At 39.0% G+C, this 23,282-nt stretch carries 15 protein-coding genes; 6 read left to right on the top strand and 9 right to left on the bottom strand.

Going from position 1 to position 23,282, the window contains the following annotated elements; all coding sequences use genetic code 11:
- Nucleotides 1-20: 20 nt before the first annotated feature.
- The 4 genes from OLW01_RS02295 to OLW01_RS02280 all read left to right on the top strand — a co-directional run bounded on the left by OLW01_RS02295 (nt 21) and on the right by OLW01_RS02280 (nt 4,196).
- Nucleotides 21-1,019 (top strand): methyltransferase, encoded by a 999-nt coding sequence (locus OLW01_RS02295; RefSeq protein ID WP_268075014.1) that lies wholly within the window; start codon nt 21-23, stop codon nt 1,017-1,019.
- 139 nt (nt 1,020-1,158) lie between these two features.
- A complete protein-coding gene (gene glgC, locus OLW01_RS02290; protein ID WP_268075013.1) occupies nt 1,159-2,391 on the top strand; it encodes a glucose-1-phosphate adenylyltransferase in 1,233 nt (410 codons plus the stop codon).
- A 4-nt stretch (nt 2,392-2,395) separates the two neighbouring features.
- Nucleotides 2,396-3,826, top strand: a complete 1,431-nt coding sequence (gene glgA / locus OLW01_RS02285) for a glycogen synthase GlgA (RefSeq protein WP_268075012.1) — start codon at nt 2,396-2,398, stop codon at nt 3,824-3,826.
- Between the two features lie 46 nt (nt 3,827-3,872).
- A complete protein-coding gene (locus OLW01_RS02280; protein WP_268075011.1) occupies nt 3,873-4,196 on the top strand; it encodes a hypothetical protein in 324 nt (107 codons plus the stop codon).
- A gap of 41 nt (nt 4,197-4,237) precedes the next feature.
- Here OLW01_RS02280 and OLW01_RS02275 read toward each other — a convergent pair whose 3' ends face one another.
- Complete coding sequence (locus tag OLW01_RS02275) at nt 4,238-4,654, bottom strand: DUF3293 domain-containing protein (protein ID WP_268075010.1); 417 nt, start codon at nt 4,652-4,654, stop codon at nt 4,238-4,240.
- Between the two features lie 225 nt (nt 4,655-4,879).
- Between OLW01_RS02275 and OLW01_RS02270 the strand changes: the two genes are divergently transcribed.
- Both OLW01_RS02270 and arcA read left to right on the top strand, forming a co-directional pair.
- Complete coding sequence (locus OLW01_RS02270; RefSeq protein ID WP_268075009.1) at nt 4,880-6,463, top strand: sensor histidine kinase; 1,584 nt, start codon at nt 4,880-4,882, stop codon at nt 6,461-6,463.
- Between the two features lie 158 nt (nt 6,464-6,621).
- Entirely contained in the window at nt 6,622-7,332 is a 711-nt protein-coding gene (gene arcA, locus OLW01_RS02265; RefSeq protein ID WP_268075008.1) for a two-component system response regulator ArcA, read from the top strand.
- Between the two features lie 100 nt (nt 7,333-7,432).
- Here arcA and arcB read toward each other — a convergent pair whose 3' ends face one another.
- From arcB to rplL, 8 genes are all read right to left on the bottom strand, one after another.
- Entirely contained in the window at nt 7,433-9,778 is a 2,346-nt protein-coding gene (gene arcB, locus OLW01_RS02260) for an aerobic respiration two-component sensor histidine kinase ArcB (protein ID WP_268075007.1), read from the bottom strand.
- A 133-nt stretch (nt 9,779-9,911) separates the two neighbouring features.
- Nucleotides 9,912-11,096 (bottom strand): elongation factor Tu, encoded by a 1,185-nt coding sequence (gene tuf / locus OLW01_RS02255; protein WP_268074995.1) that lies wholly within the window; start codon nt 11,094-11,096, stop codon nt 9,912-9,914.
- 49 nt (nt 11,097-11,145) lie between these two features.
- Entirely contained in the window at nt 11,146-13,245 is a 2,100-nt protein-coding gene (fusA, locus tag OLW01_RS02250) for an elongation factor G (protein ID WP_268075006.1), read from the bottom strand.
- A 24-nt stretch (nt 13,246-13,269) separates the two neighbouring features.
- A complete protein-coding gene (gene rpsG, locus OLW01_RS02245; protein ID WP_268075005.1) occupies nt 13,270-13,740 on the bottom strand; it encodes a 30S ribosomal protein S7 in 471 nt (156 codons plus the stop codon).
- A gap of 77 nt (nt 13,741-13,817) precedes the next feature.
- Nucleotides 13,818-14,192, bottom strand: a complete 375-nt coding sequence (gene rpsL, locus OLW01_RS02240; protein WP_268075004.1) for a 30S ribosomal protein S12 — start codon at nt 14,190-14,192, stop codon at nt 13,818-13,820.
- A gap of 157 nt (nt 14,193-14,349) precedes the next feature.
- Entirely contained in the window at nt 14,350-18,573 is a 4,224-nt protein-coding gene (rpoC, locus tag OLW01_RS02235) for a DNA-directed RNA polymerase subunit beta' (protein WP_268075003.1), read from the bottom strand.
- Nucleotides 18,574-18,643: 70 nt separating this feature from the next.
- A complete protein-coding gene (rpoB, locus tag OLW01_RS02230) occupies nt 18,644-22,672 on the bottom strand; it encodes a DNA-directed RNA polymerase subunit beta (RefSeq protein ID WP_268075002.1) in 4,029 nt (1,342 codons plus the stop codon).
- 181 nt (nt 22,673-22,853) lie between these two features.
- On the bottom strand, nt 22,854-23,222 hold the full coding sequence (rplL, locus tag OLW01_RS02225) for a 50S ribosomal protein L7/L12 (RefSeq protein ID WP_268075001.1): 369 nt from the start codon (nt 23,220-23,222) through the stop codon (nt 22,854-22,856).
- Nucleotides 23,223-23,282: the final 60 nt, after the last annotated feature.

Below are 23,282 nucleotides of genomic sequence, written 5' to 3'. Positions count from 1 at the left end.
GCAAAGGTTTATATATAAAGATGTCATCATTGTCCCCTGCTAGCCAATTAATCCTAAAGCATTTATCTGACAATATAGATAAGCACACTTTAATCGTTGATCCATTAGAAGTACAAGATATTAATCACCCGAGTTTTGCTGAATGTACACTTTGGAGTTTTAGAGAAATAAGCGCGACACAAGATAAGCAAGTCATTTGGCCCCAAACACCAGAGTTTAGTCAGTTTACCAAGATTATTGTATTCTTTCCAAAAGCAAAAGAAAAAGCAGTTTGGCTTTTATCTATGTTAGCTCAACATTCAAGTAAAGATACGTTAATTTACTTAGTAGGTGAAAATCGAAGTGGCATAAAAACTTGCCAAAAACTACTAACCAATCAATTATCAAACTTGCAAAAATTAGCATCTGGTAAACATTGCCTACTGTACCAAGGCTTACCTAACGGCAACTCTCCTCTACCAACAGATTTTGTATTTAAAAATTATGAAATTGAACAAAAGTCAATTAAAGTGGCTAGCTTACCCGGCGTATTTAGTCACGGCGAACTCGATAAAGGAACTGAGCTATTGTTAAATAATTTACCTGAAAATATATCAGGTAAAATATTAGACTTTGCCTGTGGTTGCGGGGTGATTGGTAGCTTTATCCGCAAGTATTACACGGATACACAACTCAGCTTTTGTGACATTGACGCATTAGCAATAGAAGCGACAAAACAGACTTTAAACTGTAATAATTTAGCCGGGCAAACTTACTTGTCTAACGGTTTACAAAAAATTTCATCAAAATATCACTATATTTTTACTAACCCCCCCTTTCACACAGGGCTAAAAATAGACTACTATATTTCAGAGGCCTTTATAAAAGCATGTGGTAAGCAACTGGAGTCATCAGGAAAATTGTACTTGGTTGCGAATAGATTTTTGAAGTATCCTCAAATTTTACAAAACCATTTTGATTTGGTAGAAGTGATAGCTGAGGACAATAAATTTAAGCTTTATTGTGCTTACAATCGTTAACCTTAATTAAGGCCGGAACAGCTTATGTTTCAGCTTTGTGTTAACTGACTGTTGTTTGTTAGCTGCACTTTTCAATCGTGTAGCTTCAAAGTGAGTTCATAAGCGGTGATGGTCATTACAACTATTTCAAGGCATGACTATGGCAGGGATTTTATCTATGATTTTGGCTGGTGGAGCCGGCACTCGGTTATTTCCATTAACTGAGACCCGCACCAAACCAGCAGTTCCGTTTGCAGGTCAATACAGACTTGTAGACTTTGTATTAAATAATTTCGTAAATTCTGATCTTCTGAAGATATACGTTTTAACTCAATTTAAATCTCAGTCACTTAATATTCATCTCAGGCAAGCTTGGCATTTTTCGGGCCTGACTGATCACTTTATTGACCCCATCCCAGCTCAAATGCGCATGGGAAAAAGATGGTATGAAGGCACGGCAGACGCAATTTACCAAAATTTGCGTTTAATCGAAATTCACGATCCTGACCAAGTTGTTATTTTTGGTAGCGATCACATTTACAAAATGAACGTCCGTCAAATGACCGACTACCATGCAAAATTACAAGCAGATTTAACCGTTGCAGCCATTCGCGTTCCAATTGAAGAAGCTCACCAATTTGGAGTAATGGAAATTGATGATGCTGGTCGTTTAATCGGCTTTGAAGAAAAGCCTGCAAATCCAAAATGCTTACCTGGCAATCCAGATGTCGCGCTTATCTCTATGGGCAACTACGTTTTTAACCCTGAAGTGTTATACAAAGAGTTAAAAGATGATGCTAAAGATCAAAACTCATCACATGACTTTGGTAAAAACATTATTCCTAAGTTAATGGCCCAAGGTAATGTTTATGTATACGATTTTGCTAATAATCAAATTCCAGGTGAACGAGGTGATCCATTCTACTGGCGTGATGTAGGTACAATAGATTCATATTGGCAAGCATCAATGGACTTTTTAGATTCTGACAGTGCATTAGACTTATATAATCCTAAATGGCCGATGCGAACTTTTCATCCAACCTTACCTGCAGCGCAAATATATAGCTGTGCTAAAGGAGAACCGAACAAAATAAGCGATAGCTCAATCGCATCTGGTTGTGTTATTGAAGGCGCAAAAGTAGAAAAATCGGTCTTAGGTTTCGAAGTTTTAGTTGAACCTAATTCATCTATTACCGAAAGCGTTATTATGGGCAATAATTCAATTGGTGAAGGTTGTAAACTGCATCGAGTGATTTTAGATAAAAATGTTTCTTTAGCTGCAGGTACTCAAATTGGACTTGATCATGACGAAGATGAAAAGCGCGGTTTCACCATTTCAAAAGGCGGCGTTGTCACTGTTCCAAAAGGCACTCGGGTAGGATTTAACGACTAACAGAATGAATATATTATTTGTATCATCAGAGGTTGAAGACCTTGCGAAAACCGGGGGCTTAGCAGATGTTGCTAAAGCACTCCCGCTTTCATTTAAATCGGTAGGCCACGATGTTCGCATCGTTACTCCTTTGTACCAAACCAGTTCCAATGTTGAACATGCAAAAACGATTTTAACCAATGTCACATTACATGCTGGGGATAGCCTATATCACTATAATGTTAAACAAGTAGATTTACACGGTGTGACAGTCTATTTAGTTGATTACCCAGATTATTTTTTTCGTAAAGGGATTTATAGCGATGGTTACCACGCCTATGATGACAATGGTGAACGTTATGCATTTTTTAGCATGGCGGCACTGCATCTGGCTCAACTATTAGAGTTTAAAACTGACATTATTCATTGTAACGATTGGCATACTGGTTTAATTCCATTTTATTTAAAAAAACATTGGTCAAACAGTGAATATTTAGCGGAAGCTAAAACTGTACTTTCGGTTCACAATGGGGCATTTCAAGGCGTATTTGCATTAGATTCAGTTCCATTTTTACAAAAAAGTGGGGTTAATTATGAAGATATTCACCATGGCAACATTAACTATTTAAAAATAGGTGTTCAGTACGCAACTAAAATTGTCGCGGTAAGCCCTAGTTACGCGCAAGAGCTACAAACAGATTTAGGTTCTCACCATATGGGGGATTTGTTTCGTAGCCGCTCACAAGATTTAGTAGGCATCATTAACGGTTGTGATTATACGCAATGGAATCCTGAAACGGATACGATGATCCCCACCAATTATTCTGCAGAAGATATGAATGGCAAAGCGTTTTGTAAAGCTAATTTACAGCAGCATAGTCATTTACCAGTCGACGGCGATATCCCTTTGATTGGGATGGTTTGTCGAATCACCGACCAAAAAGGATTTAGTTACTTAATTCCTATCATTAAAAATATTTTGCATCATAATGTTCAATTGGTATTAATTGGAACTGGTGATCCTGAGCTTGTCAGGCAAATACAGAGCATTAGCGATCGTCATCGCAATAAATTCTTTTTTATGAATGACTTTAGTTTAAGCTTTTCTCACTTGGTAACTGCTGGCAGCGATTTCTTTTTAATGCCGTCTCTATTTGAGCCTTGTGGGTTAAATCAAATGTATTCACTTGCCTACGGCACTTTGCCTATTGTTCGTGCTGTTGGTGGTTTAAAAGATACAGTGATTGATTTAGAAGCTGATCCCATTAACGCCAATGGTTTTGTATTTGATCGCCCCGACAGTGAAGCCTTGCTAAACTGTATCCGTAAAGCTTTGTTGTTTTATCATGAGTATCCTCAAACGTTTGACATTGTAAGAAAAAAATCAATTCAAACGCACTTTAATTGGCATGACTCTGCAATGAAATATGAAGCGCTTTATCGTTCAATTAACTAACCCTATCAGCTTAAGCTGGCATATCAGCTTAAGCTTTTTTTAATTTATGATATTCATCAAACCATCGTATCAGCTCTTTTTAAGCCTTGGATTATTATGTATTTCACCAACGTTACTGGCTAACTACGAGCAATGCATTCAAGCCGATAAACGCCAAACCATTTGTCCGCATGTTATTATTCGTTCAATTGAAACGAGCAACCCAAAATATAAAGATAAAGCAATCTGTATTTGTATAAGCGACTTTAAAGGCGTATTTAACAAAACCGAAAATCGCTCTGAGCAGCTAAATTCAAAATTAGAAAAAACTCAAACCCAATATGGCCTCAGCCAAGAGGATTTGCTCAAACTCATTACCGGAGAACGCTAATGAAAATTTGTGCAAATTAATAATTTCTATACTTTATTCGCCTACTGACCGCATTTAGCTAACTGATATTGGCATCGCTTTTCAAACTCGCCTAAATTTAAAACTTTAAATTGAGTTAAAATGCATGGGACTAAAAAAAGGTACCCTCTTTCAACCCAATAAATTGCATTTTGTTGATATTTTTTCGCTAAATTTATTGCCGTTCCTTTGTCCGTCATAACGGCCCAGCTGTGCTCAAAATGATCAAATTCAGGTGAGCACCCCCATAATTTTCGATAAGGGGCTTTAAGCAACTCTATATCTGCTTGTAAACGGTTGTCTAATCTTTGGTTCGTATTTTTTGTACATATACTACCTAATGGGTTGTATGCCGTAATAATGGCAAAACTGGCTTGAGCGTTAAGCCGCTGCTCCATCAAAAAAATAGTTCTAGTGTAAAGGTACCATAGTTGATCCATGTTCATGCTCCTTTCGGTATGTGAAACACTAAACCGATAAAACAATGAAGGATAAACGAACAGTTTATTTTTATACAAACGTGACAAGCGGCTACATGAATATTTTAGAAGGCTTGTTAATCGGCTAAATTGACATAAACTTAATCAATTAAATTATAAATTCCTTCACTTATGTTGAGCACAAAAAGTAGCTTGTCTAATTCAATAAAATACCGCATTGTCAACATGATCATTTTGATATCAGGTAGTGCGTTATTAATTGGGTTTTTAATTAATGGTTTAGTTGATATTGAACAAAAAAAAGCCCAGTTACTTGAACAAGCGTACTCATATGCCAACATTATTAGCGCTGGCGCTATACCAAACTTAATCAATAAAAATAGTATAGAAGAAAAAGCCCGTTTAGCTCACCTAAATACAGCTAGCAATCTTAAAAATGTACAAATTTATATTAAGAATGAAACGGACTCACAAATTGCTTTTTTTGCTGGCTATCATCGTAAAAATACTCAACTACTCACATTAACGATAAAAGATATAAAGCACCTTTTCCAACCCAACTTTAGTCGCGATAATTTAATGCTTTGCAAAGCCATTAATCAACAAGCAGCCGCTATTGGTTATCTTTGTATGCGCTTATCACTTGATGCGCTTAATCAAACTATAAACAACAGCCTTTATATAAAACTCAGCGTATTAATCGTATCTTTAGTCATTGCATTATTATTGGCACTTAAACTGCAAAACTCGATAACTCAACCAATCAGCCAACTTGTTTCTTTATTTAAACATGTCGCCAAAGCAAAAGATTATGGGATTAGAGCACCTAAACAAACTTTAATTGAATTAAATGGGTTAAGTAACGCTTTCAATACAATGTTAGACCGAATTCAATTCAACCTAAAAAAGCAAGCGCAAGCAGAACAGGAAGTTAGAATATTAAACCAAACACTTGAAAACAAAATATCACAACGGACCAACGCGCTAAAAGATTCAAACAAAGAGTTAATGGACACACTAGCCACTTTACATGAGTACCAAAGTCAATTGGTCGAAAATAAAAAAATGGCTTCTCTTGGCGATATGGTTGCGGGGATTGCCCATGAAGTTAACACCCCCTTGGGGCTTGGAATTACCGCATCAACGTTAATGCAAGATAGACTTAGTGAAATACAAGATTCACTTTCACAAAAAAAATTAACCGAAAGCCAATTAACTCGTTTTTTAACTGAGAGTAATGAAAGTTTAGAGATAATTTACCGTAACTTAAATCGTTCGGCTGATTTAATTACTCGCTTTAAACAACTTGCAGTGAATCAAATACATGAAAAGCGTCAATTATTTAAAGTAAAAAGTTTTTTAGATGATGTTTTTTTATCGCTAAAACCTAAATTTCACACAACAAAACATCAGGTCAATGTTGACTGTGATCCTGAATTAGAAGTATCAACTCAAGCTGGCGCCCTACAGCAAGTGCTAACAAATTTAATCATGAACTCTTTGATTCATGGGTTTGATCATAACGAGAAAGGAGCGATATCAATCAAAGCTAAAAGTGAAAACAATAAACTGTTGATTGAATATAAAGATAATGGGAAAGGTGTTAGTGAGCAGCTAAAAAATAAAATATTCGATCCTTTTGTCACAACAAAAAGAGGCTCTGGTGGCAACGGTTTAGGTATGCATCTAGTCTATAATTTAGTCACTCAAGCACTACAAGGACAAATATCTGTTACCAGTGAACTAGGCCAAGGAATTTATTTTTTAATAGAAATTCCATTAGATTTAGATATACATAAAGCACAGTAACTTAAGGAATTAAGCTGCATTTTTGCATGCGCCTGATGAAAATGTTAAAAAGTTGCCAATTAATTCAATAAATCAGCCGGAATGGATTGAGAGATTGCCTGCTAGTCACTATAATCAACTGAAATAAAATAATTTTATTCAACATAAGACGATAAATCATGCAAACACATAATATCCTAATCGTAGAAGACGAAGCGGTCACCCGCAATACACTTGTTAGCCTGTTCGAAGCAGAAGGTTATAACGTATTCGCTGCTGAAGATGGCGAAGAAATGCACACTTTGCTTAAAAACAATGACATTAATTTAGTTGTCATGGACATTAACCTACCTGGTAAAAACGGCTTAATGTTAGCTCGCGAATTACGCGAAATTAAAAGCATGGGTTTAATATTTTTAACAGGCCGTGATAACGATGTCGATCGTATTTTAGGTCTTGAAATTGGCGCTGATGACTATTTAGTTAAGCCTTTTAACCCAAGAGAATTAACCATACGTGCGCGTAACTTAATGAATCGCACTAAAGTTGCACCGAATGAGCCAACAGAAGCCGTTAGTGAATATCGTTTTAACGGTTGGGTACTTGATTGTGATAGCCGTTCATTAGTTTCACCTCATCAAGAAAGCATGCGCTTACCAAAAAGTGAATACCGCGCATTACAGTTATTGTTAGATAACCCTGGGAAAATATTAACTCGTGAACAGTTAATTAAAGAAATGACTGGTCGTGAATTAAAACCAAACGATAGAACGGTTGATGTAACCATTCGCCGCTTACGTAAACATTTTGAGTCAATTCCTGATACACCTGAAATTATTTCAACAATTCATGGTGAAGGTTATCGTTTTTGTGGAGAGGTTGAGAAGTAACTTAACCGATTTGCATATGATTAGGGTATAAAAAAGCAGCCCTAGGCTGCTTTTTTATCCAATCATAATGAGCTAATGCTACATAACCTTTCAACTCATCTTACAAAGTATTAATCCAATTTTTCAGCACATCTAAGTCATTATTACAAGCGTGTTTAAGCTGCTCCACTCTATCATCTAAATTTTCCCACCAAGCTGGCGTGTCGGTTAACTGAATTTGATTAGCAACATTTTGAATTCGTTTTAAGCCCATTGAAGCTGCTGCCCCTTTTATTTTATGTGCTTGCTTGCCAATTTCTTCTTGGTCTTTGGCGCACAAATTAGTATTCAAAATATCCATATATTCCGCTATCAGCTTTTCAAACAATTCAACATTTTGTTCAATTAAATCATAGCCTATGGTATCAAGTAACTGCTCTAAAAACTCCACATCCAAGATACTCTTATCTATGCTTTTAATATTAGATGTGGCTTCTTCTTTCACTGTTTCAGCCTGCACATCTATCACATCATCTTGGTCAAATAAACGGTTGAATACTTTATGTACATTATCTATTTTAATAGGTTTAGCGATCACATCCGTTAAACCTTTACTTAAATATTCATCTCTGGTTTTAATCACATTTGCCGTTAGCGCTACAATAGGCGGTAAAGTAACATCAAGCGTTTGCCAGTGATTTAAAACATCAAACCCTGTCATGTCTGGTAATTGAATATCCAACAAGACGATATCAAAGCTCTGCTGGTTAAACTTATCAATAGCTTGTTGACCTGTTTTAGCCACTGTCGTTTTATGACCCAGCTTAGTCAAAATAGAGTTTGCAACCACTACATTTAATTCAACATCCTCAACCAGCAAGATATTAAGACCACTGACATTACTATCGCCAGCGGTATCTGGTGCTTCAGCTAAATCCAATTTAAGTGATACTGAAAATGAGCTTCCTTGGTTTATTTCACTGTGAACCTCAATTTGGCCGCCCATAGATTCAACCAAAATTTTAGATATAGCCAAGCCTATGCCCGTACCTGTACCTGCTCTCACTTCCTCTCTATCTACCTGATAGTACATGGTAAATATATTTTCTAGCTCTTTATCCGGTATACCAATACCACTGTCAACAATTTCAAAATCTAACCAAGCAAAGGTATTTCGAATATGGCAATCGACATTAAATTCAACATCGCCTTTTAAAGTAAATTTAACCGCGTTCGCAAGCAAATTCCACAAAACTTGTCGTAAACGCGTTGGATCGGCCATCACCCAGCGATCCTCTGGGACATTCGAACGAAATCTAAAGTGTAGCTGCTTTTGCTCAGCCATTAAGGTAGCGACACTGTTTAACTCATAAACAAAACCTGACAAATCAACTGGCTCTAAATTAATGGCCAATTTATCTCTTTCTATTTTATCTAAATCGATAATATCGTTAAAAATATTACCCAAAGTAACTGCACAGGCAAAAATGGTGCTGACTTGGTTATGCTGCTCGGTGGTTAGCTTAGAATCTTTTAAAATGCGGCTAATTCCAACAATCCCATTTAATGGTGTTCTCAATTCATGGCTGATAGTTGAAATAAAAGCTGTTTTATCTCGGCTGGCTTTTTCAAGCGCTTCTTGAGCTTGCTGTTTTTCCATAATATCTCGGCCAAAACCAAGCAAACCAATTCGTTTACCTTCATTATTGAAAAAAGGCACTTTTTTGATTAAAAATAATTTTTTACTACCGCTAGGATAAGTAAGCCACATATCATAAGTTAAGCTTGCATTACTGGCCAATACCTCACGATCAGAAGCCACTACTTTCTCTGCTATATCTTCAGAATAAACGTCCCATGGCGTTAGCCCTATCATTTCTTTTTCGGTCTTACCGGTTAATTCCTCAAATGAGCGGTTACAACCTGAAAAACGGCCGTTTTCATCACGGTAATAAATAATATCAGGTGAACAGTCAAAAGCTGATCGTAGCAAAATAGATTGTTCATATAAATTTTGCTGAGTGCGTTGACGCTCTTCTATTTGTTGTTTTAATAATCGAATAGCCTCTTCGCGTTGAAGTTCTGCGCGCTTACGTTCTTCTATTTCATAATTGAGTTGTTGAATATTGTGGCGTAAATTTGATGCTGATGCTTTATCTTGCTTACGCAAAGCTTCAAGCTGCTCTATAACCTGTGTTAAATGCTCTCTAGAGCGCTCTAACCGACGAATTAGCTCTGACATAAAGTAGAGCACCCAAGGCATTGTCAATAATGTCAGCAAAACAGGATCGATATAATCCCTAACAACTACTTCACCATATAAGATGTAATTTAGCAGGGTTACTTCAAAGGCTGTAAAGCTTAAAGCCAGAGCTAAAAAAAACAAGCTTACACGCCAGGTTCCAAAACGATTTACTATCTTTGCAACCTTCTCAGGCCAAGATAACTTGCCAGATTTTTTTAACATAAAGCAGCCTATGTACTCGTATTTATAGAAGAATAAAACAATTAACCCGACTTAGGTTAACTTATTATTGTAAAACAAAAAAGGCGCCAAAGGCGCCTTTTTACGTAGTAACTTTCGTTATTAATAACAAAAATTATTCAACGATTTTAGCAACAACACCGGCGCCAACTGTACGGCCACCTTCACGAACTGCGAAGCGTAAACCTTCGTCCATCGCGATTGGAGAGATTAACTCTACTACCATTTTGATGTTATCACCAGGCATTACCATTTCTACGCCTTCTGGTAATTCTACCGCACCTGTTACGTCCGTTGTACGGAAGTAAAACTGTGGACGATAGCCTTTGAAGAATGGCGTATGACGACCACCTTCATCTTTCGAAAGTACGTATACTTCTGATTCAAACTTAGTATGTGGTGTGATTGAACCTGGCTTACATAATACTTGACCACGCTCTACGTCTTCACGCTTAGTACCACGTAATAATGCACCAATGTTCTCACCTGCTCGACCTTCGTCAAGCAATTTACGGAACATTTCTACACCAGTACAAGTCGTTTTCGTTGTATCACGGATACCTACGATTTCGATTTCTTCACCAACTTTGATGATACCTGATTCTACACGACCTGTTACTACTGTACCACGGCCTGAGATTGAGAATACATCTTCTACTGGCATCAAGAACGGCTTATCAATATCGCGCTCTGGCTCTGGAATGTATGAATCTAACGCTTCACCTAATTCAACAATTTTTGCTTCCCACTCTTCTTCACCTTGTAAAGCTTTTAATGCTGAACCTTGGATTAGTGGTAAGTCGTCACCTGGGAAGTCGTATTCTGAAAGTAATTCACGTACTTCCATTTCTACTAATTCTAATAACTCTTCATCATCTACCATGTCACATTTGTTCATGAATACGATGATGTAAGGGACACCTACTTGGCGTGATAATAAGATGTGCTCACGCGTTTGTGGCATTGGGCCATCTGCTGCGCTTACTACTAAGATTGCACCATCCATTTGAGCTGCACCTGTGATCATGTTTTTTACATAATCCGCGTGTCCAGGACAATCTACGTGCGCGTAGTGACGGCTTGGCGTATCATATTCAACGTGTGAAGTATTGATTGTAATACCGCGCTCACGCTCTTCTGGTGCATTATCGATTGATGCGAAATCTTTAGCATCACCACCGTGTACTTTTGCTAGTACTGTAGAGATTGCTGCTGTTAAAGTCGTTTTACCGTGGTCAACGTGTCCAATTGTACCAACGTTAACGTGCGGTTTCGTACGTTCAAATTTTTCTTTAGCCACTTTTAATTACCTTTCTTAAGATGACCTGCAAGCAGGTCATAACTGATTACTAAGATTTACGAGATTCGATTATTTGTTGAGTGATATTTTTTGAAGCTTCGGCATAACAGTCAAACTCCATAGAGTAAGACGCGCGACCTTGAGTTTGAGAACGCAAATCGGTTGCGTAACCAAACATTTCTGCTAAGGGCACTTTAGCTCTAACAACTTTAATACCACTTGGGCCATCATCCATACCATCGATCATACCTCGACGTCGGTTAATGTCACCCACAACATCCCCCATAAATTCCTCTGGTGTTGTCACTTCAACTTTCATTGTTGGCTCAAGTAATACTGGATTAGCTTGAGAACAACCATTTTTGAAGCCCATCGACGCTGCAATTTTAAATGCCATTTCGTTAGAGTCAACATCATGGTATGAACCATCATATAATGTTACCTTAACGTCAAGCACCGGATAGCCCGCCAATACACCTGATTGCATTTGCTCCTGACAACCTTTGTCGACAGAAGGGATGTATTCTTTCGGAACAACACCGCCTACGATTTCGTTAACGAATTCGTAACCAGCACCTTCTTCCTGAGGTTCTATTTTCAACCAAACATGACCAAATTGACCACGACCACCAGATTGGCGAACAAACTTCCCTTCAACTTCAACCGCTGAACGAATAGTCTCACGATAGGCAACCTGAGGTTTACCTACGTTTGCTTCAACTTTGAATTCTCGCTTCATTCTATCCACGATTATATCAAGGTGAAGCTCACCCATACCTGAAATGATAGTTTGACCTGTTTCATCGTCAGTTTCAACTCTGAACGATGGATCTTCAGCCGCCAATTTGCTCAAAGCAATACCCATTTTTTCTTGGTCTGCTTGAGTTCTTGGTTCTACTGCAACTGCAATAACTGGCTCAGGAAACTCCATTCGTTCAAGCGTAATAATATGATTCGGATCACACAAGGTATCACCGGTTGTCACATCTTTTAAGCCAATCGCTGCTGCGATATCGCCCGCATGAACTTCTTTAATTTCTTCGCGCTTGTTAGAGTGCATTTGTACAATACGGCCAAAACGTTCACGTTTAAATTTAACCGGGTTATAAACAGCATCACCTGTTCCTACAACACCTGAATAAACTCGGAAGAAAGTCAATGTACCGACAAATGGATCGGTTGCAATCTTAAATGCCAATGCTGAGAAAGGTTCATTATCATCTGCATGACGCTCACCTTCAGACTCATCCTGATTAATGCCCTTTATTGCAGGCACATCAACCGGAGATGGCATATATTCAATAACAGCATCTAATACTGCTTGAACACCTTTGTTCTTAAATGCAGAACCGGCGGTGCATAGAACTATTTCGTTGTTTAGAGTGCGAGTTCTCAGGGCTTGTTTAATTTCAGCTTCAGTTAATTCTTCACCTTCTAAGTACTTGTCCATCAAGTCCTCAGAAGCTTCAGCTGCCGCTTCAATTAATTTTTCTCGCCACAATTCACACTCATCTACCATATCTGCCGGGATATCTTCGTATACGAAGCTAGTGCCTTGGTCTTCGTTATTCCAGTTGATATATTTCATTTTGATTAAATCAACTACACCACTGAAATCTTCTTCTGCACCGATTGGCAATTGAATTGGAACAGGCGTTGCGTTTAAACGCTTTTCGATCTGTCCAACTACAGCAAGAAAATCAGCACCCGTACGATCCATTTTATTAACGAATACCATACGAGGTACATGATATTTATCTGCTTGTCGCCATACGGTTTCAGATTGAGGTTGAACACCAGATGATGCACAAAAAACGACAACAGCGCCATCAAGTACACGCAGAGAACGTTCAACTTCAATTGTGAAATCGACGTGCCCTGGTGTGTCTATAATGTTTACCCTGTGATCGTCAAACTGCGCATCCATACCACGCCAAAAAGTCGTGGTAGCGGCAGAAGTGATAGTGATACCACGTTCTTGTTCTTGCTCCATCCAGTCCATGGTTGCCGCACCATCGTGAACCTCACCAATTTTGTGAGATAAACCGGTATAGAAAAGCACACGTTCTGTGGTAGTTGTTTTACCAGCATCTACGTGTGCACAAATTCCGATATTACGATAGCGCTCAATAGGCGTTTTACGAGCCACGACACATATCCTTTTTGTTTGGAATTACCAACGATAATGAGCGAATGCTTTGTTAGCTTCTGCCATACGGTGAACGTCTTCACGTTTCTTAACAGCAGAACCTTTGTTTTCTGACGCGTCTATAATTTCGGCAGCTAGACGCTGAGACATTGATTTTTCACCACGCTTACGAGCAGCTTCTACTAACCAACGCATACCAAGAGTGTTACGACGAACTGGGCGAACTTCTACAGGAACCTGATAGGTAGAACCACCAACACGACGAGACTTAACTTCGACTGCAGGACGAACATTATCAAGCGCATTTTCGAAAACTTCAACATGCTGTTTGCTTGATTTTTCAACTGCGATATCTAGTGCACCGTAAACAATCTTTTCAGCGATTGATTTTTTGCCGTCTAACATAACGACATTTACGAATTTAGCTAATAGTTCACTATGGAACTTAGGATCTGGTAGGATTTTACGTTGACCTACAACTCTTCTTCTAGGCATTTTAATACTCCAATTTTTTCAGGGATAACCCAAAACTAATATTTAATGATGCTTGGCCTTACTCGGATAGGAGTACCTTAAGCCTTAGGTCTCTTAGCACCGTACTTAGAGCGTGCTTTTCTACGCTTAGCAACACCTGCACAGTCCAATGAACCACGTACAGTGTGATAACGCACACCGGGTAAATCTTTAACACGACCACCACGAATAAGAACAACACTATGCTCTTGTAAGTTATGGCCTTCACCACCGATATAAGAAGTTACTTCAAAACCGTTGGTTAAACGAACACGACAAACTTTACGTAATGCCGAATTTGGTTTTTTTGGTGTAGTTGTATATACACGAGTACATACACCACGTCGCTGTGGACAAGCTTCTAAAGCAGGTACATTACTTTTAGTAATCTGCTTTACACGAGGCTTGCGCACGAGCTGGTTAATAGTTGCCATCAACTGCTCCTAACTATGTTTCTATTAGCGTTTAAAATGAAAAATCCGCGTCCCTATAATTCAGGGACGCGGAATTTTAATGGTCAAGGAATGAACTGTCAAATAAAACGCACAACCTTAGCGATTATTCTGCTAATTTATGCGATAAATAATGACATTAGTCCTGATTGCCACTGAAATCTGCATTTAATGCATCAGTCAAGGCTTTTTCTGCTTCGTCTGCGGTCACTTGAGTTTCTACTTCAGGTAAAGCAACTTTCATTCGGCTTGCAGCCCGTTTTTGATGATAAGCATAGCCTGTACCTGCAGGAATCAAACGACCTACAATAACGTTTTCTTTCAAACCACGTAAATCATCTGTCTTACCACTTACCGCGGCTTCAGTTAACACTCGAGTTGTTTCCTGGAACGAGGCGGCAGAAATAAATGATTCAGTTGAAAGTGAAGCTTTTGTAATACCTAATAATTGGTATTCAAATTTAGCTGGCTCTTTATTTTGAGCTTCTAGTTCACGATTACCAATGTTAACCGCAGCGACTTCAGCTGTTTCACTTTCTAAGAATTGTGAATCACCAGCACCGGTAATAACACACTTACGTAGCATTTGACGAACAATTACTTCAATGTGTTTGTCATTGATTTTTACACCTTGTAAACGATATACGTCTTGTACTTCGTTTACGATGTAGGTACAAACATCTAAAGTACCACGTAGACGTAAAATATCATGAGGTGATTCAGGACCATCGGCGATTACCTCACCTTTTTCAACCTGCTCACCTTCAAACACATTTAATTGACGCCATTTAGGAATCATTTCTTCGTGCTGAACAGCACCATGCTCTGCGGTAATAATCAAACGGCGTTTGCCTTTTGTTTCTTTACCAAAGCTCACAGTACCAGACATTTCAGCTAAGATAGCTGGATCTTTCGGTTTACGCGCTTCAAATAAATCAGCTACTCGAGGTAGACCACCCGTAATGTCACGAGTTTTCGAACTCTCTTGCGGAATACGTGCAATCGCATCACCACTTTGTACCTGCGCACCATCTTCAAGGTTAACTAATGCATTACCAGGCAAGAAGTACTGAGCTGGCATATCTGTGCCGCTCATGTTAACCGCTTGACCTTTTTCATCAACCAATCGAATCGCAGGGCGCATTTCTTTACCTGAGCCTGTGCGATCTTTCGGATCGATAACCACAATGCTAGATAAACCAGTTAACTCATCGGTTTGACGGGTAATAGTAACACCATCGACCATATCAGCAAACTGAACTTTACCTTCAACCTCGGTAATAATTGGATGCGTATGCGGATCCCAATTAGCAATGACTTCGCCAGCCGAAACTGCTTCACCGTCTGCTTTGCTCATTACGGCACCGTAAGGTACTTTATAACGTTCTTTTTGACGGCCTAATTCATCAATTACCGTTAATTCACTTGAACGTGAAGTAATGACAATTTTTCCATCTGAGTTCGTTACAAATTTAGCACGAGCTAATTTAATTGAACCATCCGTTTTAACTTGAATGCTGTTTTCAGCTGACGCTCTTGATGCTGCACCACCAATGTGGAATGTACGCATGGTAAGCTGTGTACCCGGTTCACCAATCGATTGTGCCGCAATAACACCAACGGATTCACCTTGGTTAATGATATGACCACGAGCCAAGTCACGACCATAACACTGAGCACAAACACCAAAGTCATTATCACAAGTTATAACTGAGCGAACTTTAACTTCATCAATTGAATTAATTTCTAATTGATCACATAAAGCTTCGTCAATCATCACGTTACGTGGGATAAGTACTTCATTGCTATTTGGAAGATATACATCTTCTGCTACAACACGACCTAATACACGCTCTCGAAGTGGCTCTACAACATCACCGCCTTCGATTAATGGACGCATTACAGTACCATCTTCAGTACCACAATCTTCGCTCAATACAACCATATCTTGAGCAACATCAACTAAACGACGTGTTAAATAACCTGAGTTTGCGGTTTTAAGTGCAGTATCAGCCAAACCTTTACGAGCACCGTGAGTAGAAATAAAGTACTGAAGTACGTTCAAACCTTCACGGAAGTTAGCGATAATTGGCGTTTCTATGATTGAACCATCCGGTTTTGCCATCAAGCCACGCATACCTGCTAACTGACGAATCTGAGCTGGGCTACCACGAGCGCCTGAATCCGCCATCATATAAATTGAGTTAAAGCTGTCTTGCTCTTCATCTTCGCCTTTTGCGTTTTTAACAACTTCTTTTGATAAGTTGTCCATCATTGACTTAGCAACGCGTTCATTGGCAGAAGACCAAATATCGATAATCTTGTTGTATTTTTCACCCGCTGTTACAAGACCAGATTGGAACTGCTCCTGAATCTCAGTAACTTCAGCTTCAGCCGCATCAACAATATCTTTCTTGGCATCAGGAATAACCATATCATCAATACCAACAGAGGCACCTGATAGCATTGCAAAATGGAAACCTGTATACATAATTTGGTCAGCAAAGATAACAGTATCTTTTAAACCAAGTTGACGATAACAGCCATTTAGCAAGCGAGAAATTTGCTTTTTACCCATTGGCTGGTTGATTAAATCAAACGACATGCCTTCTGGTAAAATTAACGATAATATTGCACGACCAGCAGTTGTATCAACAATACGAGTTGCCGTTTCTTTTTCGCCTGCATCATTTGTTAGGGTTTCTGTAATTCTAACTTTAACTCGGCTGTGCAATTCAACATTGTTGGTACGATATGCTTTTTCAGCTTCTTTAGGATCTTTAAATACAGCACCTTCACCTAAACCATTCACTTTGTCACGAGTCATATAATAAAGACCCAAAACAACGTCTTGAGACGGAACGATAATAGGCTCACCGTTTGCTGGTGATAAAATGTTATTGGTTGACATCATTAACGCACGAGCTTCTAACTGAGCTTCCAACGTTAACGGTACGTGAACCGCCATTTGGTCACCATCGAAGTCAGCGTTGTAAGCCGCACAAACGAGTGGGTGTAAATGGATTGCTTTACCTTCAATTAGAACAGGTTCAAATGCTTGAATACCTAATCTGTGAAGTGTTGGCGCACGGTTTAATAATACCGGATGTTCACGAATAACTTCGTCTAACACATCCCATACTTCCGGTGCTTCACGTTCAACTAATTTTTTAGCTGCTTTAATAGTCGTTGCTAAACCACGTAGCTCTAATTTTCCGTAAATAAATGGTTTGAATAACTCAAGTGCCATTTTTTTCGGTAAACCACATTGGTGTAAACGTAATGTTGGACCTACTGTAATTACAGAACGGCCAGAGTAATCTACACGTTTACCTAGTAAGTTTTGACGGAAACGACCTTGTTTACCTTTGATCATATCAGCCAAAGATTTTAAAGGACGCTTGTTAGAACCCGTAATTGCACGACCACGTCGACCATTATCTAATAATGCATCAACCGCTTCTTGCAACATACGTTTTTCATTACGAACGATAATATCGGGTGCCGCTAAATCTAATAAACGTTTCAAACGGTTATTACGGTTAATCACACGGCGATATAAATCATTCAAATCAGACGTTGCAAAACGGCCGCCGTCTAGCGGTACTAATGGACGTAAATCAGGCGGCAAAACAGGTAAAACTGTCATGATCATCCAGCGAGGATCATTGCCTGACTGATGGAAAGCTTCCATTAGTTTAAGACGTTTAGTAATTTTTTTACGCTTAGTTTCAGAGTTTGTCTCTGGTAACTCTTCGCGCATCATCTTGATTTCTTGTTCAAGATCGATGTTATCCAATAACCCTAAAATGGCTTCAGCACCCATTTTAGCGTCAAATTCGTCACCGTATTCTTCTAACGCATCAAGGTAATCTTCTTCATTTAATAACTGACTGCGCTCTAGCGAAGTCATGCCAGGCTCAGTGACTACAAATGATTCAAAATAAAGTACACGTTCAATATCACGTAACGTCATATCAAGCATTAAGCCGATTCGAGACGGTAATGATTTTAAGAACCAAATATGTGCAACCGGGCTTGCCAATTCAATGTGACCCATGCGCTCACGACGTACTTTGGTCAAGGTAACTTCAACGCCACACTTTTCACAAATTACACCACGGTGCTTCAAACGCTTGTATTTACCACACAAACATTCGTAGTCTTTAATCGGGCCAAAAATACGCGCACAGAACAAGCCGTCGCGTTCAGGTTTGAACGTACGGTAGTTAATAGTTTCAGGTTTTTTCACTTCACCGAATGACCATGAACGAATCATGTCAGGTGACGATAAACCAATTCGAATACGATCGAATTCTTCTGTTTTGTTCTGTTGCTTGAGAAACTTCAGTAAGTCTTTCACGCTGATTCTCCAGTCGGAGTTAAAATCCTAAGCCGCAAGTAATCTTGCGGCTCCTAGCCTTTTTAGAAGATTACTCTTCTTCCAATTCAATGTTGATACCTAAAGAACGGATTTCTTTCAACAATACGTTGAAAGACTCAGGCATGCCTGGTTCCATCTTGTGGTTTCCATCCACAATGTTCTTATACATCTTAGTACGACCGTTAACGTCATCTGACTTAACTGTCAACATTTCTTGTAGTGTATAAGAAGCACCGTAAGCTTCAAGTGCCCAAACTTCCATCTCACCGAATCTTTGACCACCAAACTGAGCTTTACCACCTAATGGCTGCTGAGTAACTAAGCTGTACGAACCTGTTGAACGCGCATGCATTTTATCATCAACTAAGTGATTCAATTTAAGCATGTACATATAACCAACAGTAACCGGACGCTCAAATGGGTTACCAGTACGACCATCGCATAACTGAATTTGGCCGCTTGTTGGTAAACCAGCAAGTGTCAACAATTCTTTAAGTTCAGGTTCTTTTGCACCATCAAATACAGGTGTACCCATAGGTAAACCCGCTTTTAAATGACTTGCAAGACGAAGAACTTCTTCATCTGTGAAACTTGCAATATCAACTTGCTGACGGCAATTACCTACATCGTATGCTTTTTGAATGTAGTTACGTAACTCGTGAATCTCTCTTTGCTCTTGCAACATAATATTAATCTGACGACCAATACCTTTCGCAGCAGCACCTAAGTGAGTTTCAAGGATCTGACCTACGTTCATTCGAGAAGGTACACCTAATGGATTTAATACGATATCTACCGCATCACCATTTTCATCATATGGCATATCTTCAACTGGTAAGATGGTAGAAATTACACCTTTGTTACCATGACGACCCGCCATTTTATCACCAGGCTGGATTTGACGTTTAACAGCTAAATAAACTTTAACTATTTTTAATACGCCCGGCGCTAAGTCATCACCTTGGGTAATTTTATTGCGTTTGATTTCTAATTTTTTATCAAATTCAGCACGAGTTTCTTCATATTGCTCTGCAATGGTTTCTAACTCAGCTTGCTGATCTTCATCAGTTAAGCTTTGTGTTAACCATTTAGTGCGATCCATTGAATCAAGCTCAGCTTCAGATTGGCCAGCTTTGATCAATAATGTGCGTGCACGAGCGAATATATCATCTTCTAAGATGCTAAATTCAGTAGATAAATCTTTTTTCACTTCAGCAACTTGCATCTGTTCAATTTCTTTAGCGCGTTTATCTTTTTCAACACCATCACGCGTAAATACTTGAACATCAATAATAGTACCGCTGATACTATTAGGAACACGTAAAGAACTATCTTTTACGTCTGATGCTTTTTCACCAAAAATTGCTCTCAGTAGTTTCTCTTCTGGTGTTAACTGGGTTTCGCCTTTAGGGGTAACTTTACCCACTAAGATATCGCCGCCTTTCACTTCAGCACCAATATAAACCACACCAGATTCATCTAATTTAGATAAAGCTGACTCGCCAACATTAGGAATATCCGAAGTAATTTCTTCAGGACCTAATTTAGTATCACGAGCGATACAGCTTAATTCTTGAATGTGAATTGTGGTTAAACGATCTTCTTCAACAACGCGCTCTGAAACTAGGATTGAATCCTCAAAGTTATAACCATTCCAGGGCATGAAGGCGATACGCATGTTTTGACCTAATGCCAACTCACCTAAGTCAGTTGATGGGCCATCAGCCAATACGTCACCACGAACCACTGGAATACCCATTTCAACCGTTGGTTTTTGGTTAATACAAGTATTTTGGTTAGAGCGTGTATATTTAGTTAAGTTATAAATATCGATGCCCGCTTCACCCGGTACGGTTTCTTCATCATTGACTTTAACTACGATGCGACTTGCATCAACATAATCAATAACACCGCCACGTTTAGCAACAACCGTTACCCCAGAATCGATAGCAACTGTTTTTTCAACACCCGTACCGACTAAAGGCTTATCAGCTTTTAATGTTGGTACAGCTTGACGTTGCATGTTAGAACCCATTAATGCACGGTTCGCATCATCGTGTTCTAAGAATGGGATAAGTGATGCAGCAACAGATACGATCTGCTGTGGAGCAACATCCATATACTGAACTTCGTCAGAATTCATCAATGTAAATTCATTTTTATGACGACAGTTTACCAACTCATCAGATAATCGATTGTCATCGTCAACAGCAGCACTTGCCTGAGCGATAACATAATTACCTTCTTCAATCGCTGAGAGGTATTCAATTTGTTCTGTAACCTGACCGTCTACTACTTTACGATATGGTGTTTCCAAGAAACCAAAATCATTAGTTCGCGCATAACTTGCTAATGAGTTAATTAGACCAATGTTTGGCCCTTCTGGGGTTTCGATTGGACATAAACGACCATAGTGAGTTGGATGTACGTCACGTACTTCGAAGCCTGCACGTTCACGTGTTAAACCACCTGGACCTAATGCAGAAATACGGCGTTTATGAGTCACCTCTGACAATGGATTATTTTGGTCCATAAACTGAGATAACTGACTAGAACCAAAGTACTCTTTAACCGCAGCAGAAATAGGCTTAGCATTAATTAAATCTTGAGGCGTTAAATTTTCTAAATCACCTAAGCTTAAACGCTCTTTAACAGCACGCTCAACACGAACTAAACCAACACGGAACTGATTTTCAGCCATTTCACCGACAGAACGAATACGACGATTACCTAAGTGGTCAATATCATCTACTTCACCTTTACCATCTCGAATATCAATCAATGTTTTCATTACATCGATAATATCTTGATTGGATAAGATGCCAGAACCAACTAACTCTTCACGCTTAACACGACGGTTAAATTTCATTCGACCGACACTAGATAAATCATATCTGTCTTCGTTGAAGAATAAGTTCTCAAACAAACCTTCAGCCGCTTCACGTGTTGGTGGCTCACCTGGGCGCATCATACGATAGATTTCTACTAACGCTTCAATACGATTAGAGGTTGAGTCAACTCGTAAAGTTTCAGACATATACGCACCATGATCTAAATCATTGACGTATAAAGTTTCAATCACTTTGTGACCAGCTTTTGCCAGTTCAGCTAACAATTCTAATGTAATTTCAGAGTTGGCCTCGGCAATAATTTCACCGGTTGACTCATCTACATAAGATTTTTTCAATATTTTGCCAAGTAAGTACTCAACTGGTACTTCTAACTCAGCTACATTGGTTTTCGCTAATTGGCGAACATGACGCGCGGTAATACGGCGACCTTTCTCAACAATTAAGTTACCTTTGCTGTCATTAATATCAAAAGCAGCAGTTTCACCAAGCAAACGCTCAGGAACCAATTGCATCATGCAAGTGCTTTCTTTAATTTCAAATACGACAGAGTCAAAGAAAAGATCTAAAATTTGTTCAGTTGTATATTCTAATGCACGTAAAATAATTGAGGCTGGTAACTTACGACGTCGATCAATACGTACAAATAAGTTATCTTTAGGGTCAAACTCAAAGTCTAACCATGAACCACGGTAAGGAATAACGCGTGCATTATATAAAACTTTACCAGATGAGTGTGTTTTACCTTTATCGTGGTCAAAGAATACACCTGGTGAACGATGTAATTGAGATACAATAACACGCTCAGTACCATTAATTACGAAAGTCCCGTTTTCAGTCATTAATGGGATTTCACCCATATAGACTTCCTGCTCTTTTATATCTTTTATTGTTCCTGCAGGAGCTTCTTTATCGTATAAAACCAATCTGAGTTTTACACGAAGGGGTGCAGAATAAGTTACCCCTCTGACTTGACATTCTTTAACATCAAATACGGGTTCGCCTAGGTGGTAGCTGACATACTGCAACTCAGAGCTGCCAGAGTAGCTAACGATCGGGAATACAGAGTGGAAGGCAGCTTCCAGACCATATTGACCATCAGGGTCTACATCAATGAATTTTCGGAAAGAGTCTAACTGGATGGAAAGCAAATAAGGTACATCCAGAACCTGCGGACGCTTACCAAAATCCTTACGAATGCGTTTCTTTTCGGTATAAGAATAAGCCATGGGGTTCCTCAGCTTGCTGATTTCAAGGTCAATCAGGCACTAATTGAATAAGTGGTGGTTGAGCTACAATCTTAATCGACTTAAATGAGCTTTTTAACGCAAAGCTCTATAGCGCAAAAAGGCCGGCACTCTACAAGCGCCAGCCCTTGCCAGTTACGGCTAATAAACTGTAATAAACAGCTTATTTAACTTCAACTTCAGCACCAGCTTCTTCTAGTGCTTTCTTAAGCTCTTCAGCTTCTTCTTTAGAAGCGCCTTCTTTGATTGGAGCCGGAGCACCATCAACTAAAGCTTTAGCTTCTTTAAGGCCTAAACCTGTTGCTGCACGTACAGCTTTGATAGTAGCAACTTTGTTGCCACCAGCCGCTTTAAGAACAACGTCAAATTCAGTTTGTTCTTCAGCAGCTTCGCCGCCAGCACCAGGACCTGCAACAACAGCAGCTGCAGCAGATACGCCGAATTTTTCTTCCATTGCAGAAACTAATTCTACAACATCCATAACAGACATTTCAGCGATTGCATCAATGATTTGGTCTTTAGTAATAGACATGACTCTTTACCCTAATAATAAAATATTTTACAAAATAATATGCTAAGCAGCATACGATAC

It is taken from the genome of Catenovulum adriaticum (genome assembly GCF_026725475.1).
Taxonomy (GTDB): Bacteria; Pseudomonadota; Gammaproteobacteria; order Enterobacterales; family Alteromonadaceae; genus Catenovulum; species Catenovulum adriaticum.
This window is presented reverse-complemented; position numbering and strand designations above follow the sequence as displayed.